This window comes from Halomonas cibimaris (assembly GCF_055379665.1).
Genome location: NZ_AP043828.1, coordinates 1538773 through 1553438, shown reverse-complemented (window position 1 = coordinate 1553438; position 14666 = coordinate 1538773). Strand labels below are relative to the sequence as shown.

The 14666-nt window shown below is 65.2% G+C and carries 15 protein-coding genes; 3 read left to right on the top strand and 12 right to left on the bottom strand.

Features of this window, described 5'->3' with window-relative positions; genetic code table 11:
• Positions 1–26: 26 nt before the first annotated feature.
• From ACZ415_RS07200 to ffh, 10 genes are all read right to left on the bottom strand, one after another.
• On the bottom strand, positions 27–1823 hold the full coding sequence (locus ACZ415_RS07200; RefSeq protein WP_344705116.1) for a single-stranded-DNA-specific exonuclease RecJ: 1797 nt from the start codon (positions 1821–1823) through the stop codon (positions 27–29).
• The gene (gene thrC, locus ACZ415_RS07195) at positions 1820–3211 is read right to left on the bottom strand and encodes a threonine synthase (protein ID WP_344705118.1); all 1392 of its coding nucleotides are present in this window, start codon (positions 3209–3211) and stop codon (positions 1820–1822) included. The genes ACZ415_RS07200 and thrC overlap by 4 nt, the downstream gene beginning before the upstream one ends.
• A 4-nt stretch (positions 3212–3215) precedes the next feature.
• Positions 3216–4532, bottom strand: coding sequence for a homoserine dehydrogenase (locus ACZ415_RS07190; protein WP_344705119.1), 1317 nt, complete (start codon positions 4530–4532; stop codon positions 3216–3218).
• A 106-nt stretch (positions 4533–4638) separates the two neighbouring features.
• Positions 4639–5373 (bottom strand): DsbC family protein, encoded by a 735-nt coding sequence (locus ACZ415_RS07185; RefSeq protein ID WP_344705120.1) that lies wholly within the window; start codon positions 5371–5373, stop codon positions 4639–4641.
• A 6-nt stretch (positions 5374–5379) separates the two neighbouring features.
• Entirely contained in the window at positions 5380–6261 is an 882-nt protein-coding gene (xerD, locus tag ACZ415_RS07180) for a site-specific tyrosine recombinase XerD (protein ID WP_344705121.1), read from the bottom strand.
• Between the two features lie 120 nt (positions 6262–6381).
• On the bottom strand, positions 6382–6735 hold the full coding sequence (gene rplS, locus ACZ415_RS07175; protein WP_344705122.1) for a 50S ribosomal protein L19: 354 nt from the start codon (positions 6733–6735) through the stop codon (positions 6382–6384).
• A 111-nt stretch (positions 6736–6846) separates the two neighbouring features.
• Positions 6847–7668, bottom strand: a complete 822-nt coding sequence (trmD, locus tag ACZ415_RS07170) for a tRNA (guanosine(37)-N1)-methyltransferase TrmD (protein WP_344705163.1) — start codon at positions 7666–7668, stop codon at positions 6847–6849.
• Between the two features lie 29 nt (positions 7669–7697).
• Positions 7698–8267 (bottom strand): ribosome maturation factor RimM, encoded by a 570-nt coding sequence (gene rimM / locus ACZ415_RS07165; RefSeq protein ID WP_344705123.1) that lies wholly within the window; start codon positions 8265–8267, stop codon positions 7698–7700.
• 31 nt (positions 8268–8298) lie between these two features.
• Positions 8299–8547 carry a 30S ribosomal protein S16 gene (gene rpsP / locus ACZ415_RS07160; RefSeq protein WP_344705124.1) on the bottom strand — a complete coding sequence of 83 codons (249 nt, stop codon included), beginning with the start codon at positions 8545–8547 and terminating at the stop codon, positions 8299–8301.
• A 203-nt stretch (positions 8548–8750) separates the two neighbouring features.
• Positions 8751–10151, bottom strand: coding sequence for a signal recognition particle protein (gene ffh / locus ACZ415_RS07155; RefSeq protein ID WP_344705125.1), 1401 nt, complete (start codon positions 10149–10151; stop codon positions 8751–8753).
• A gap of 240 nt (positions 10152–10391) precedes the next feature.
• On the opposite strand from ffh, the gene ACZ415_RS07150 reads away from it, so the two are divergent.
• Positions 10392–11189, top strand: coding sequence for a cytochrome C assembly family protein (locus tag ACZ415_RS07150; protein WP_344705126.1), 798 nt, complete (start codon positions 10392–10394; stop codon positions 11187–11189).
• 31 nt (positions 11190–11220) lie between these two features.
• On the top strand, positions 11221–12486 hold the full coding sequence (locus ACZ415_RS07145) for an HlyC/CorC family transporter (protein ID WP_344705127.1): 1266 nt from the start codon (positions 11221–11223) through the stop codon (positions 12484–12486).
• On the opposite strand, the gene ACZ415_RS07140 is transcribed toward ACZ415_RS07145, so the two are convergent.
• Together ACZ415_RS07140 and ACZ415_RS07135 are read right to left on the bottom strand one after the other, a co-directional pair.
• The gene (locus ACZ415_RS07140; protein WP_344705164.1) at positions 12483–13136 is read right to left on the bottom strand and encodes a 1-acyl-sn-glycerol-3-phosphate acyltransferase; all 654 of its coding nucleotides are present in this window, start codon (positions 13134–13136) and stop codon (positions 12483–12485) included. The two genes, ACZ415_RS07145 and ACZ415_RS07140, sit on opposite strands and share 4 nt — an antisense overlap.
• Positions 13137–13153: 17 nt before the next feature.
• Positions 13154–13768, bottom strand: a complete 615-nt coding sequence (locus tag ACZ415_RS07135; protein ID WP_344705128.1) for a TetR/AcrR family transcriptional regulator — start codon at positions 13766–13768, stop codon at positions 13154–13156.
• A gap of 217 nt (positions 13769–13985) precedes the next feature.
• Between ACZ415_RS07135 and ACZ415_RS07130 the strand changes: the two genes are divergently transcribed.
• Positions 13986–14660 carry an SOS response-associated peptidase gene (locus ACZ415_RS07130; protein WP_344705129.1) on the top strand — a complete coding sequence of 225 codons (675 nt, stop codon included), beginning with the start codon at positions 13986–13988 and terminating at the stop codon, positions 14658–14660.
• Positions 14661–14666: the final 6 nt, after the last annotated feature.

The following is a 14666-nucleotide window of genomic DNA, read 5'->3' as shown; positions in this document are numbered from 1 at the left end:
ACATGGCGCGCGGCGGGAGGGTCGGGTCACAGCGGCTCGGCGTGCTCGACCATCAGCTGCAGGCTTTCACGGCCGCGGTAGCGGTTGCGGTTGAGCTTGTAGGCGCAGCGCAGGGTATCGCCCATGGCAAAAGCCGGAAGCTCGCCGGGGGTCAGCGCGCGAAACCAGATGGCCTTGAGCACGCGGGGCCCTGCCGACAGCTCCATCATCAGATGACTGCCGTCCGCACCCACCGGGCGCAGCGATTCGACGATAAACTCGCCTTCAAACAGCGGCGGGTCAAACTCCCGCCCAAAGGGGCCAAGGGCTTCCAGCTCGTCAAGCGTCGCCAGATCGAGCTGGCCCGGCGAAAGCGCGCCGTCGGTCCACAGCCTGGGGTAGAGCGGCGTATCGCCCAGCTGCTCTTCCACGGCGCGCAAAAACGCCGCCTTGAACTCGACCAGCCGCGCCTCGTGCAGGGTAATGCCGGCCGCACCGCTGTGCCCGCCAAAGCGCGACAGCACCTCGGGGGCGAGCTCAAGGGTGCGCTGCAGCGCGTCGCGCAGGTGCAAACCCTCAATGGAGCGCCCGGAGCCGGTAAGCATGCCCGGCGCAGCCGCCCGGGTGAGCACCAGCGCCGGGCGGCCGTAGGCCTGCACCAGCCGCGAGCCGACAATGCCCTGCACGCCGGGGTGGCCGTCTTCAACAAACACCACCAGCGCTTTGGCCTCGGCGGCAAGCTCGGGCGCGGCAAGCGTTCGGGCCTCGGCGGCCATTTCCGCCTCGATGGCCTTGCGCGACTGGTTGTCGTCTTCGAGGATGGCAAGCTTTCTTGCCGCCACGGCGTCGCTTTCGGCGAGCATGAAGTCCAGCGCGGCGTAGGGGTCGTCGAGGCGCGAGCGGGCGTTGATTCTTGGGCCCATCTGAAACGCCAGGGTTTCGGCGTTGAACGGTACGCTGTCCGGCCCCAGCCGCTCGGCCATGGCGCGAAAGCACGGCGCGTCCATGCGGTTGATCAGCTTGAGCCCCTGAATCACCACCGCGCGGTTGGCCGGGCTTGCCCCCAGCGACACGCAGTCGGCCACGGTGCCCAGCGCCACGTACGAAAGCCACGGCGAGAGCTTGGGGGTGGCCTGGGGCACCGCGCCCCACTCGATCAGCACGCCGCGGGCCAGCGACATCACAAGCCAGGCCACCATGCAGCCGGCGATGGTGGCGTCCGGGTAGGCGCAGTCGCTGCGGGTGGGGTTCACGCAGGCGTAGGCCGAGGCCGGCGGGCCTTCTTCAGGCAGGGCGTGGTGATCGCTGACCACCACGTCGATGCCCTCGGCGGCAAGGCTCGCGATGCGCGGCTCATCCGAGCTGCCGCAGTCGGCGGTGATCACCAGCGTCGGTTTGGGCTTGAGGCCCAGCGTTCGCTCCACCAGCGGCAGGCTGATGCCGTAGCCGTCGTGGATGCGATGGCCGATCAGGCTGTGCAGCCGCGCCTCCGGCACGCCGAAAAGCTCCACCAGGGTGCGCCGGATGACCACGTGCGAGGTGATGCCGTCCACGTCGTAGTCGGTGAGAATCCCGATGTGCTCGCCGTCCACCACCGCCTGGGCGATGCGCTCGGCGGCGCGGCGCCCGTCCGCCAGCTTTTCCGGGTGCGCCAGATAGCGCAAACTCGGCGTTACCAGCGGGGTCAGCGGCTCGCTATAGCCCGGCAGGCGTGCGGCCAAAAGCCGAGCTTGAAGCTCGGTGAGCCCTTCGGCGCGCGCCCGGGCGTAGATGGCCGGGTCCTGGGGCCGCGGCTCCAGGCGCGGCCCGGTCAAGCTCTGGGGCAGCTCTTGCATCATGCTCATCCGCGGCGGTTTTCCGCCACAAACCGCTGCACGGCGGCCAGTTCCGCGGGCAGCACGGTGTAGCGCTCTTCGCGTTCGAGCAGATCGCTCATGTGCGCCGGCAGCGCCACGCCGGGGAAGCCGGCCTCGATCACGGCATCGGCAAACTTGGCCGGGTGTGCGGTGGCAAGGGTGATCATGGGCGTTGTGGCATCAACACGGGCGCGCTCGGCGGCGCGGTAGCCGGTGGCGGTGTGCGGGTCGAGCACTTCGCCGGTGCGCCGGTGGGCCTCGCGGATGACCTCGAGGATGGTGGCGTCGTCCACGCTGTGGCTGGAAAACTTCTCGCGCAGCTTCGAAAGCGGCGCCTCGGCCAGGGCCGCGGGCTCGTGCTGGAAGCGCTCTAAAAGCTCGGCCACGGCCTTGCCGTCGCGGTCGTAGGCGTCAAACAGCAGGCGCTCGAAGTTGGACGACACCACGATATCCATGGACGGCGCCAGCGTCGCTTCAAGCTCGCGCTTGGAGAAGTCGTTGTCGGCAAGGGTGCGGTGCAGAATGTCGTTGGCGTTGGTGGCAACGATGAACTGCTTGACCGGCAGCCCCATCTTGTAGGCCATGTAGCCGGCAAAGACGTTGCCGAAGTTGGCCGAGGGCACGCAGAAGCTGACCTCCCGGTGCGGCGCGCCCAGCGCCACGCCGGCGGCGACGTAGTAGACCGTCTGGGCCATGATGCGCGCCCAGTTGATCGAGTTGACCGCCACCAGCCGGGTGCCGTTGAGAAAGTCCTGGTCGGCGAAGCTTGCCTTGACCATGGCCTGGGCGTCGTCGAAGTTGCCCTCGATGGCCACGTTGAAGACGTTGTCCGCCAGCACCGATGTCATCTGGCGGCGCTGCACCTCGGACACCCGGTTGTGCGGGTGCAGGATGAAAATATCCAGGTTGTCGCAGTGGCGGCAGCCCTCGATGGCCGCCGAGCCGGTGTCGCCGGAGGTCGCGCCCATGATCACCGCGCGTTCGCCGCGCTTTTTGAGAAAGTGGTCAAGGATGCGGCCCAAAAGCTGCAGGGCCACGTCCTTGAACGCCAGGGTCGGCCCGTGGAACTGCTCCAGCAAAAAGTGGTTGGCGTCGAGCTGCTTGAGCGGCAGCACCGCGTCGTGGCTGAAGGTGGAATAGGCCTCCACCACCAGCGCGTGAAACGTGGCGTCGTCGATCTCGCCGTTGACGAACGGCTTCATCACCCGAAAGGCGATGTCGGCGTAGGAAAGACCTGCCATGTCGGCCAGGTCCTCGGCGGTAAACGACGGCAGCGTCTCGGGGACGTAAAGGCCGCCGTCGCTTGCCATGCCGGTCAACACCACCTCTTCAAAAGAGAGCGCCGGGGCCTGGCCCCGAGTGCTGATATAGCGCATGGCGTTATTCTCCTTCGTCCAGGCTCTCGACCCGGATGCGGGTAACCGCGCCGGCGACGTCGGCCATGGATTCGATCTCGCGGATGGCGTCGTTCATCTGCCGCTCGCGGGTACGGTGGGTCATCAAAATGATGGGCACCATCTCACCTTCGGTGATGTCTTTTTGAATCAGCGCTTCGATGGAAATGCCGTGCTCGGCAAGAATCGTCGCCACTCGGGCCAGCACGCCGGGGCGATCCACCGCCAAAAGACGCAGGTAGTAGGCCGTGATGATGTCGTCCATGGGCATGATGGCCGGGGCGTCCATGTCTTCATTGACGCCGCTGAAGGCCAAGTACGGCACGCGATACGGGTGCTCGGTGTTGATGTCGCGCGCCACGTCGAGAATGTCCGCAATCACCGCAGACGCGGTGGGCTCAGCGCCGGCGCCGGGGCCGTAGTACAGCGTGGGGCCGACGGCGTCGCCCATCACCGCAACGGCGTTTTTCACGCCGCTGACGTTGGCCAGCAGGCGGTCCTTGGGCACAAGCGTGGGGTGGACGCGCAGCTCAAGGCCGTGCTCGGTGCGCTTGGCGATGCCCAGATGCTTGATCATGTAGCCCAGGTTGTTCGCCTGGTCGACGTCCTCGGCGGTAATACGCGCAATGCCTTCGGTGTAGGCCTTGTCAAACTGCAGCGGCACGCCGTAGGCAATGGAGGCCATGATGGTGAGCTTGTGGGCGGCGTCGATGCCTTCCACGTCAAAGGTAGGGTCGGCCTCGGCGTAGCCCAGCGCCTGGGCTTCGGCGAGCACGTCTTCAAAGGCCCGGCCTTCGTCGCGCATGTGGGTCAGAATGTAGTTGCCGGTGCCGTTGATGATGCCCGCTACCCATTCGATGCGGTTGGCGCCCAGGCCTTCGCGCAGCGCCTTGATCACCGGAATGCCGCCGGCCACCGCGGCTTCAAAGGCGACGATCACGCCTTTTTCGTGGGCGGCCTGAAAAATCTCGTTGCCGTGTACCGCAATCAGCGCCTTGTTGGCGGTGACCACGTGCTTGCCGTTTTCAATGGCCTTAAGCACCAGCTCCCGGGCGGTTTCGTAGCCGCCGATCAGCTCAACGATCACGTCAACGTCAGGGTTGGCCGCCACTTCAAAGACATCGCCGGTGGCCTTGATGCCGGTAACATCGCAGTCCGGATGAACGCTGCGATGCCCTACCTGCTCGATCACGATCGGCCGGCCCGCCCGGCGGGCAATTTCCTCGGCGTTGCGCGTGAGCACGTTAAAGGTGCCGCCGCCGACGGTGCCCAGACCACAGATGCCTACTCTCACCGGTTTCACAATAAATCCCCTTGTTTGTTGCGCACCGGTGTCGGATCAGCCATCGACCGGTGCAGTCAGCATAATGTCAGGTTGCGTTTGGTTTGCGCTGTTGCGCAGGGCTGAACTAGCCGTCGAGCCCCAGCATGGCCGCCAGCCGCTCGGGCGGCACAAAGCCCGGCACCATGGTGCCGTCGGGCAGAATAATGGCCGGGGTGCCCTGCACGCCCAGTTCAAGCCCTAGCCGGTGCTGCTCGGCCACCGGGTTATCGCAGCCGGCGCCGGCGTCGAGGGTTTCATCGGCAAACGCCCGGCTGAGCGCCTCACCGGGGTTGTCGCTGCACCAGGCCTTTTGCATCACCCGGGCCGCTCGGCTTTGCATGCCGCCGCGCGGAAAGGCCAGATAGTGCACCGCGATGCCGCGCTCGTTGAGCTCGGGGATGCTTTCGTGCAGCCGCGTGCAGTACGGGCAGCTGGTATCGGTAAAGACGGTAACGGTGGCGCGGGGCTCGTCCACGCCGCGATAGACCACGCGGTCGCTTTCCTCAACGGCCGAGAGCGCGGCCACGCGCTGGCGATTTTTCGCCTGCTCAGAAAGGTTGACCAGCTCGTCGCCCTGATTGCGGTACAGATCCCCCACCACGAAGTAGCTGCCGTCGGCGTTGGCGTAAAACGATTCGCCGCCTTTCAGCGCAACGTGGTAGATGCCGTCCAGCGGCGTTTCACCGACGCTTTCCACCGGCACCTTCTGGCCGTTGATGCGCAGCGAATCGGTCAGCGCCTCGGGCGCCGGCTGCGCCCAGGCCACAGCGGGCAGCAGCGCGGCGGCCAGCGCCAGGCGGGAAATACTCTGTCGAGCCATTGTCGTTCAACCTCGTGGATGATGGTCGGTGTGCAGCTGTTCAAGACGCGCCTGGGCCACGTGGGTATAAATCTGCGTGGTGGACAGGTCGCTGTGCCCCAGCAGCAGCTGTACGACGCGCAGATTGGCGCCATGATTCAATAAGTGGGTCGCAAACGCATGGCGCAGCGTGTGCGGCGACAGCGGCGTGGTGATCCCCGCGGCACGCGCATGGGCCTTGATGCGATGCCAGAACGTCTGGCGCGTCATGCTTTGATCACCGCGCCCGGGAAACAGCGCCGGGCGCGTCACATCCCCCATCAGCGCCGGGCGCGCAGCGTCGATATAGCGTTCCAGCCAGTGCGCGGCCTCCGCCCCCAGCGGCACCAGCCGATCCTTGTCGCCCTTGCCGCGCACCCGCACCACGCCCTGGCGCAGGTTGACCGCGTCCACGCTCAAGCCTACAAGTTCGGAGACGCGCAGGCCACAGGCATACAGCAGCTCCAGCATGGTGCGATCGCGCAGCCCCAGCGGCAGGGCAATGTCCGGTGCGGCCAGCAGCCGCTCGACCTCGGCTTCGTCAATGACGTTGGGCAGGCCCGGACGCACCGGCGGCAGGCGAACCCCTGCCAGCGGGTCATCAGAAACGTGCCCGGCAAGCCGCGCCCAGCGGTAAAAGCCGCGCAGACTGGACAGCAGCCGGGCATTGCTGCGCAGCTTGTATCCGGCTTCGCGGCGCGCCTCAAACCACGCCACGAGCACCTCCGGCGGCGGCGCGGCAAGCGTAGCGCCGGCGTCGTCCAGCGCCCGGCACCAGGCCATCAGATCGCGCCGGTAAGCCGCCAGGGTGTGCTCGCTGGCGCCGCGCTCCAGCCACTGGGCATCGAGAAAGGCATCAAGAAGGTCCATAAGCGCGGGCTCTGTGGTGCGTGCCGTGCGGTGACGGGGTGGCAGACAAACAAAACCCCGCCCCGCAAAGCGGTGACGGGGTGTGTCAGCATCGCGGCATGCGCTGCCGGGCGTGCTGTCTTAGGCCAGCTTTTCCTTGATGCGTGCGGATTTGCCGCTGCGCTCGCGGAGGTAGTAGAGCTTGGCCTGGCGAACGTCACCGCGACGCTTGACGTGGATGGAGTCCACCAGCGGGCTGTAGGTCTGGAAGGTGCGCTCAACGCCAACGCCGTGAGAAATCTTGCGCACGGTGAAAGCGGAGTTCAGACCGCGATTGCGCTTGCCGATCACCACGCCTTCAAACGCCTGCAAACGCTCGCGGGCGCCTTCCTTTACCTTGACCTGCACAGAGATGGTATCGCCCGGGGCGAACGGGGGGATCTCTTTTTCCATCTGCTCGGCTTCAAGCGCCTGGATCACCTTGTTTTTGCTCATTGTCTTGCTCCTGATAGGTCGTCGTGGCCTGCCGCCTGCCGGCGGACAAACCGTGATCCCGGCGCTCGATGCGAGTGCGCGGGAGTCGTTGTGGGTGACGCAGGTGCGCGGCTAACGGCCTCGCCCTGCACCGCTGTCCTGCCCCTCCGGCCGGCTGTGTGGCCGGCTTTCCGACCGGTGAGGCAAGGCGTTTTCTTCGATGAACTCATCGAGCAGCCGGCGCTGCGTTTTGTCCAGGGCCTGACGGTCGATCAGCTCCGGGCGCCGCCGCCAGGTACGCCCGAGCGACTGTTTCAGCCGCCAGTGCCTGATGGCCTGATGGTCACCGCTCAACAGCACCTCAGGCACCCGCGCGCCGTCGATCACTTCCGGGCGCGTATAGTGCGGGCAGTCCAGCAGGCCCTCGTTGAATGAGTCCTCGACGGCGGAATCCTGATGCCCGAGCACGCCGGGAACCAGCCTTGCCGCCGCGTCGATCAGCACCATCGCCGGCAGCTCGCCGCCGCTTAGCACATAGTCGCCGATCGACCATTCTTCGTCGATGTCATGCTCGACCACACGTTCGTCGATGCCTTCGTAGCGCCCGGCCACTACCACCAGCGGGCTCTCGGCGGCGAGCGCCTGTACGCCCGGCTGGTCGAGTTTTTTCCCCTGGGGGGACAGATAGATCACCCTGGGCGTCTTGCCCGTCGCCGCCGCCGCCCGGGTGCGGGCGTCGGCAATCGCTGCGCGCAGGGTATCCACCTTCATCAGCATGCCCGGGCCGCCGCCGTAGGGGCGGTCGTCAACGCTGCGGTGGCGGTCGGTGGCGTAGTCGCGCGGGTTCCAGTATTCAAGCGTCAGCTGGCCTTTTTCCACGGCCCGGCCGGTGACGCCGTGCTCGGTGAGCGCGGCGAACATCTCGGGAAAAAGCGACACCACGCCGACCCACAGCGAGGCGTTTTCTCGGGCCTGCGACGCGCTCAAAAGTCCGGATCCCAGTCTACGTGCATTTCGCCGGCGTCCAGATCCACCGCGATGATCACATCGCCCGGCAGGTACGGCAAAAGCCGCTCGCGCCGGTCAATGGCGTCGCGGTCGCCGCGCACCATCATGACATCGTTGGCGCCGGTCTCGAACAGGCCGGCCACCCGTCCCAGCCGTTCGCCGGCCCGGGTAAAAACCGCCAGGCCTTCAAGCTCGTGCCAGTAGTACTCGTCGTCGGCAAGCGCGGGGAGTGCGTCCTTGGGCATGACGATCTCCGCTTTTGCCAGCGCTTCAGCGGCGCTGCGGTCATTGATACCGTCCAGCTCAACGACCAGCCCCTTGCCTTGGCGACGCCCCTGAACGACGCGATAGCACGCAAGGCGTTCGCCCTGGCGCAGCCACCATTCGGGGTAGTCAAAGATGCTGTCAGCGGGGCTTGTGTAGGCATATACCTTAAGCCACCCCTTGACGCCGTGGGGGCTTGTCAGCTTGCCCAGCACGACATACTCTTCCGGCGCGGCACGCTGGGTGCCGGTCGAAGGCGTATTGCGCACGGGATCAGACATCAGCACCTCACCTAGCGACGTCGCAGCGCCTTCAGGCCTGCTTGCCGGCTTCCTTGACCAGCTCGGCCACGCGGTTGGAAAGCTGTGCGCCGTTGCTCTGCCAGTGGGCAATGCGGTCGAGATCGATGCGCAAACGCTCTTCCTGGCCACGCGCGACCGGGTTGAAAAAGCCCACGCGTTCGATGAAACGGCCGTCGCGCGCCTTGCGCGAATCGGTCACGGACAGATGATAAAACGGACGCTTTTTGGCGCCGCTGCGTGCCAGACGAATGGTAACCATACGATCAATATCCTTCGGTTGAGGTAACAAAAGCGCCGCCGCGGGGCATGTTCACCCTTGGATAACGGTGCGCTTTGTCGGGATACAAATGCTTGCTCAAACCTTCACGGGCAACGCTGAACGCATCACCCACGCATGAAGAGGCCGCATTCTACGCAACCACGCGGGGTTTGGAAAGTCTGCGCGGGGAAAAGCCGGCAGCGTCAGCGCCGGGGCAAACCGCCCGGCCCACCCATGCCACCGGGCCCACCCATGCCGCCCGGGCCACCCATACCGCCCATGCCGCGCATCATTTTCTCCATGCCGCCTTTCTTGCCCGCCTTTTTCATCATCTTCTGCATCTGCTTGTGCTGTTTGAGCAGGCGATTGAGGTCCGGCACCTGAAGGCCCGCACCGGCGGCAATACGCCGCTTGCGCGAGCCGTTGATGATCTCGGGCTTTTGGCGCTCTTTGGGCGTCATCGAATCGATCAGCGTTTCCAGCTTGCCAAGCTCTTTTTCCGGTCCCGGGCCCTGGGCCATTTCCGCCATCTGCCCCATGCCCGGCAGCTTGCTCATCAGCCCGCCCATGCCGCCCATTTTCTTGAGCTGCTGGAGCTGCTCGCGGAAGTCTTCCAGATCAAAGCCGCTGCCCTTTTTGACCTTTTTGGCAAGCCTGTTCGCCTTGTCCTTGTCAACAGTGCGCTCGGCCTGTTCGATCAGCGAGAGCATATCGCCCATGCCCAGAATCCGCGAGGCCACGCGGTCAGGGTGGAACGGCTCCAAAGCGTCGACTTTTTCGCCCATGCCCATGAACTTGATCGGCTTGCCGGTCACATGGCGCACGGACAGCGCCGCCCCGCCCCGGGCATCGCCGTCGGCCTTGGTCAGAATCACCCCGGACAGCGGCAGCGCCTCGTGGAAGGCCTTGGCGGTATTGACCGCGTCCTGGCCGGTCATGGCGTCGACGACAAACAGGGTTTCATCCGGGCTTACCGCTTTATGCAGCGCCTGGATTTCTTCCATCATCGCCTCGTCGACGGCCAGCCGGCCGGCGGTGTCGATGAGCACCACGTCGTGGAACTGGATCTTGGCGTGATGCATCGCCGCGCGGGCGATATCCACCGGCTTTTGCCCGGAATCCGAGGGGAAAAACTCCACCTCGACTTCCTTTGCCAGGGTTTCCAGCTGGTCAATCGCGGCGGGCCGGTAGACGTCGGCCGATACCACCAGCACCTTTTTCTTTTCACGCTCGCGCAGAAAACGCGCCAGCTTCGCCACCGAGGTGGTCTTGCCCGCGCCCTGCAGGCCGGCCATCAACACCGCGGCGGGCTGGCTTTTGAGCGCAAGGCCTTCGTTGGCCTCGCCCATGATCGCTTCAAGCTCTTGCTGGACGATCTTGACGAACTGCTGGCCCGGCGAGAGGCTTTTCGATACTTCCTGGCCTACCGCCCGCTCGCGCACGCGGTCGACGAACGCCTTGACCACCGGCAGGGCGACGTCGGCCTCCAGCAGCGCGCGGCGGACTTCGCGCAGGGTGTCCTTGATGTTGTCGTCGGTCAGGCGCGCCTGACCCTTGATCGACTTCAGCGTCTGGGACAGACGCTCACTGAGATTGTCAAACATGGGGCGTTAGTCTCCCTTGTGGTCACCAGACGCATGTGCCCTGGACAAGATGGCCGCGATTATACGCGCTGGCGCCGCGAGTCTCCATCCGTCACCGCTGTGCGAGGCTGCAAGGATTCGTTATAGTAGAAGGCCAGCCAGCGTAAGTCAGCGGCACGCCTGATCTTCAGCGCGATGCGCGGGCTTTCACTGTTTTTGTTACCACTCATTGACTGCGCCGCCGGGCGCACGGACGGCATCATGCAGGCGCTGCCTTTCGCCACGATCGCTCTTGTTTTCTATCTTGCCGCTGCCATCTGGCAGGGTATGACGCTTTTGCGCCGGGTGCCGCCGCGCCAGGGCATCGTGCGCCTGCTGGCCACGCTCGCTTTGCTGCTGCACATCCCGGTGATTGTTGACCTGCTGGGCCGCACATCGGGCTTTTTCCCCGGCTTTACCACCAGCGTGGCGCTGTTCATGGCGGTGGCGGCCAACCTGGTGCTGGTGGCCAGCCTGTTCAAGCCGGTGCTCAACGCCGGCATCGCGCTGTTCCCGCTTGCCGGCGTGGCGCTGATGCTGGCTACGGGGCTGCCCAGCCACGGCATTCAGGGCGGTATGACGCCGGGCATTTTGCTGCATATTGTCACCTCGACGCTGGCGTTTGCCCTGCTCGCCATTGCCGCGGTCCAGGCGGTGCTGGTGGGCCTGCAAAACCAGGCGCTACGCCACCATCACATCCGCGGCATCGTCCAGTCTCTGCCGCCGCTGACCACCATGGAGCGGGTGCTGTTTGAGCTGATCTGGGCCGGCATGGTGCTGCTCAGCATCGCCATCGTCAGCGGCCTGATTTTTATCGACAACATGTTCGCCCAGCACCTGGTGCACAAAACCGTACTGTCGTTTGTCGCCTGGGGCGTGCTTGCGGTGCTGCTTATCGGCCGCTATCGCTTCGGCTGGCGAGGCATGCGCGCGGTCAAGTGGACGCTTGCCGGCTGCGGCTTTTTGCTGCTGGCCTACTTTGGCAGCAAGTTCGTCCTGGAAATTCTGCTGACGCCCTGAGCGGGGGCGTTTCACCAAAGGATTGCACAACTTGAACGACGACTTCCCGCTGGGGTTACTGTTCGGCCTGCTGGCTTTGCTGATTTTGCTGTCAGCGTTTTTCTCAAGCTCGGAAACCGGCATGATGTCGATCAACCGCTATCGTCTGAGCCATCATGCCAGCGCCGGCGATCGCCGCGCACGGCGGGTCATGCGCCTGCTGGGACGCCCCGACCGGCTGATCGGCATGATTCTGATCGGCAACAATTTCATCAACAATCTGGCAGCGTCGATTGCCACCATCATCGCCATTCATTTCTTTGGCGAAGTCTCGGGGCCGGCCATCGCCACGGCGCTTCTCACCGTAGCCATTCTGATTTTTTCCGAAGTCACGCCCAAGACCTACGCGGCAATCAGGCCTGAGCGTATTGCCTACCCGGCGTCGTACGTGCTTGAGCCGCTGCTCAAGCTGCTCTACCCGCTGGTGTGGCTGGTCAACATGATCTCCAACGGCCTTTTGCGCCTGGTTGGCGTCAAGCGCGTGGACGGCAGCGGCGACGGCCTGACCCGCGACGAGCTGCGCACCGTGGTTCACGAAGCGGGCACGCTGATTCCCTACCGCCACCAGGCCATGCTGCTGTCGATTCTCGATCTGGAAAACGTCACCGTCAACGACATCATGGTGCCCCGCCATGAGGTGATCGGCATCGATCTGGATCACAGCCTTGAAGATATTCTCACCCAGATTCGTACCAGCCAGCATACCCGGCTGCCGCTCTACAAAGGCGATATCAACAGCATCATTGGCATGCTGCACCTGCGCAACGCCGCGCGCTTTCTTTCGCGTTCGGAAGTCACCAAGGCGGCCATTGTGCAAGAGGCCCGGGAGCCCTACTTCATTCCCGAGTCCACGCCGCTGCATACCCAGATGCTCAACTTCCAGCAGCAAAAGCGCCGCATCGGCATCGTCGTCGACGAATACGGCGACGTGAAAGGGCTTGCGACCCTTGAAGATATTCTCGAAGAGATCGTCGGGGAGTTTACCACCGACGTGTCCGAAGCCCGGGAAATCTACCCCCAGGACGACGGCAGCCACATCATCGAAGGCACCGCCAACATCCGCGAAGTCAACAAAGCGCTGGGCTGGAGCCTGCCTACCGGCGGCCCCAAAACGCTCAACGGGCTGATTCTTGAGCACCTGGAGTCGTTTCCTCAGGGGCCGGCCAGCCTGCAGATCGGCAGCGTTCGGCTGGAAATTCTCGACATCCGCGACAACCTGATTACCGCGGCGCGCTGCTGGCAGCCGATACGGCGCTAGCCTCGGTCGCGGCGGCAAATATCGTCGTCGGCGCCGGCCTTGAGCACGCGCACCCGGGCTTCCAGATAGTGGCGCAGGGCATCGCCCGGCACCGCCGCGGGGTCAATCGGCTCGCCAAAGTGCAGGCTCACCCGGGCGCGAAAGCGCGCCGGGCGCTTGCCAAGCGCCGGCCCGTTGCAGTGCGAGGTCCAGGAGCCCCACAGCCCGGCAAGCCCTGCCGGCACCACCGGCACCGTATCGCGCGCCAGTATCGTCTCCAGCCCGCGACGAAACGCCCGCACCTCGCCGTCGGTGGTCAACCGGCCTTCGGGAAACACCATCACCACCTCGCCGTTGGCCAGTGCCGCGCTGATGTCGTCCAGCGCCCGGCGCAGCGCCCCGGGATCGCGCCGCTCGGACTCGATGGGAATGGCCCCCACCAGCAAAAACAGCCACTTCAGCCAGGGCGAGTCGTAGATCGGCTGATCCATCACAAAGCGCAGCGGCCGCGGAAAGGCGCCGCCCAGCACCAGCGCATCCACGTAGCTTACGTGGTTGCACACCACCAGCGCGGCCCCGCGGCGAGGAATATGCGCATGGCCGCGCACCTTGAGCCGATAGCAAAGCCGCACCAGCGCCAAAATCACATAGCGGGCCACGCGATGGCCCATCCCGGCCAGCAGCCGGGTCACGCCGTCGGCCCCCGGTGGCGCAGCCCGGCCAGCACCGTGGTCAGCAGCCGGTCGAGGAGCTGGTCGACCTGCAGCTGCTCGCCCTGCCAGTAGCCCAGCCGCTCGTTCAGCCCCAGCTGCACCAGCCCGTGAACGCTGCCCCACAGCATGCGCCCCAGCTCGCGGGCTTCCAGCTCGCCAAGCGCCGGCTGAAACTCGCGCAGGCAGGTTTCCACCTCGACAAACAGCGCCTCGATCAGCCCGCTCTGGCGCTGGTCGAGCTCGCCGCCGTCGGCCAGAGGATAGTCAAACAGCAGCTGCCAGCGGTAGCAGTCCTGCTCGGAAAACTGCCAGTAGGCGTGCACCAGCGAGCGCAGCCAGGGCTCCGGCGCGGCGGTTTTCAGGCTGCTGATGGTATACTGCAGCCGCGCCAGCGTCTCGACGTTGACGTACTGCAGCAGGTTGTGAAAACTGCCGTAAAGCTTGAGCAGGGTACTTGGCGCACAGCCTACCTCCCGCGCGATCGCGCGCAGCGACAGGTCATGAACCGGCCGGGTGGTTAACCAGCGATCGCAGACCGCCATCACCTGCGTATGGAGCGTATCGGGCGCATGCTGTCTGGGACGGGCCATGGCATTCTCTTCGGGTTGGCCTCAAGGGCTGTGATGAAAAAAACGGAGCGACTCGGCAAGGCGCAGCGCACGACAGCGCAGCGCACGACGCGTACGCTTTGACACCGGCGGCCGAGCGCTTAGGATACCCCAGATCGAACAGCGTTTTCGAGCTGTATTCCTGCCTTGCCGGCACTGTCAACCACATCAACACCACCCACGACGCACCGAGGCGCACATGACCGGACGCCTTTACGTTCCGCCGCTTGATCTGCCCCGGCTGCTTCCCGAGCTGGCCGGCGCTGACACGCTGAGCACCTCGCCCAATCTGGCCCCGCGCCGGGCGGTGTCGGCGGTGCGCCAGGCCCGGGGCGAACACCGCCTGTCACCGCTTTTCTGGGGGCTGACGCCGCCCTGGCTTGAAGTGCTCGACCACGCCCCCCACTGCGCCCGGGCCGAATCGCTCAACGCCCGTGCGATGTTTCGCGACGCCTTTTACGCCCGGCGCTGCCTGGTACCGGCCGGGGGCTTTTACGTGTGGAAACCCGGAACGCGAGGCAAACAGCCCTACCTGGTCACGCACGTTCAGCGTGCCCCGCTGCTGCTGGCCGGGCTTTGGTGTCGCTATTACACCACGCGCACCGCGTTCAACGACTCAGCGGCTTTAATCACCGTACCGGCCAGCGCCTGGCTTGCCCCGCTCAGCGAGCGCCTGCCGGCGATCATTGATTCGGCCAATGCCCGGCGCTGGCTGGACCCGGATACCCCGCTGGACCAGGCACAGCGGCTGCTGATGCCCGCCCCGCAGGAACTATTGGGCGCTTTTCCGGTATCAAAACAGGTTAACAACCCGGCCAACCAGTCTCCGGCCTGCGCCCATCCTGTGGGCCCGATGCTGACCGGCCATCCCTGATTACAG

Excerpts from the sequence above, each read along its gene's own strand:
- rimM (WP_344705123.1), bottom strand. The coding sequence starts at position 8,267 with ATGTCTGATCCCGTGCGCAATACGCCTTCGACCGGCACCCAGCGTGCC.
- ACZ415_RS07150 (WP_344705126.1), top strand. The coding sequence starts at position 10,392 with ATGCAGGCGCTGCCTTTCGCCACGATCGCTCTTGTTTTCTATCTTGCC.
- rplS (WP_344705122.1), bottom strand. The coding sequence starts at position 6,735 with ATGAGCAAAAACAAGGTGATCCAGGCGCTTGAAGCCGAGCAGATGGAA.
- xerD (WP_344705121.1), bottom strand. The coding sequence starts at position 6,261 with ATGGACCTTCTTGATGCCTTTCTCGATGCCCAGTGGCTGGAGCGCGGC.
- ACZ415_RS07185 (WP_344705120.1), bottom strand. The coding sequence starts at position 5,373 with ATGGCTCGACAGAGTATTTCCCGCCTGGCGCTGGCCGCCGCGCTGCTG.
- ffh (WP_344705125.1), bottom strand. The coding sequence starts at position 10,151 with ATGTTTGACAATCTCAGTGAGCGTCTGTCCCAGACGCTGAAGTCGATC.
- ACZ415_RS07135 (WP_344705128.1), bottom strand. The coding sequence starts at position 13,768 with ATGGCCCGTCCCAGACAGCATGCGCCCGATACGCTCCATACGCAGGTG.
- ACZ415_RS07130 (WP_344705129.1), top strand. The coding sequence starts at position 13,986 with ATGACCGGACGCCTTTACGTTCCGCCGCTTGATCTGCCCCGGCTGCTT.
- rpsP (WP_344705124.1), bottom strand. The coding sequence starts at position 8,547 with ATGGTTACCATTCGTCTGGCACGCAGCGGCGCCAAAAAGCGTCCGTTT.
- ACZ415_RS07140 (WP_344705164.1), bottom strand. The coding sequence starts at position 13,136 with ATGGGCCATCGCGTGGCCCGCTATGTGATTTTGGCGCTGGTGCGGCTT.
- ACZ415_RS07200 (WP_344705116.1), bottom strand. The coding sequence starts at position 1,823 with ATGAGCATGATGCAAGAGCTGCCCCAGAGCTTGACCGGGCCGCGCCTG.
- thrC (WP_344705118.1), bottom strand. The coding sequence starts at position 3,211 with ATGCGCTATATCAGCACTCGGGGCCAGGCCCCGGCGCTCTCTTTTGAA.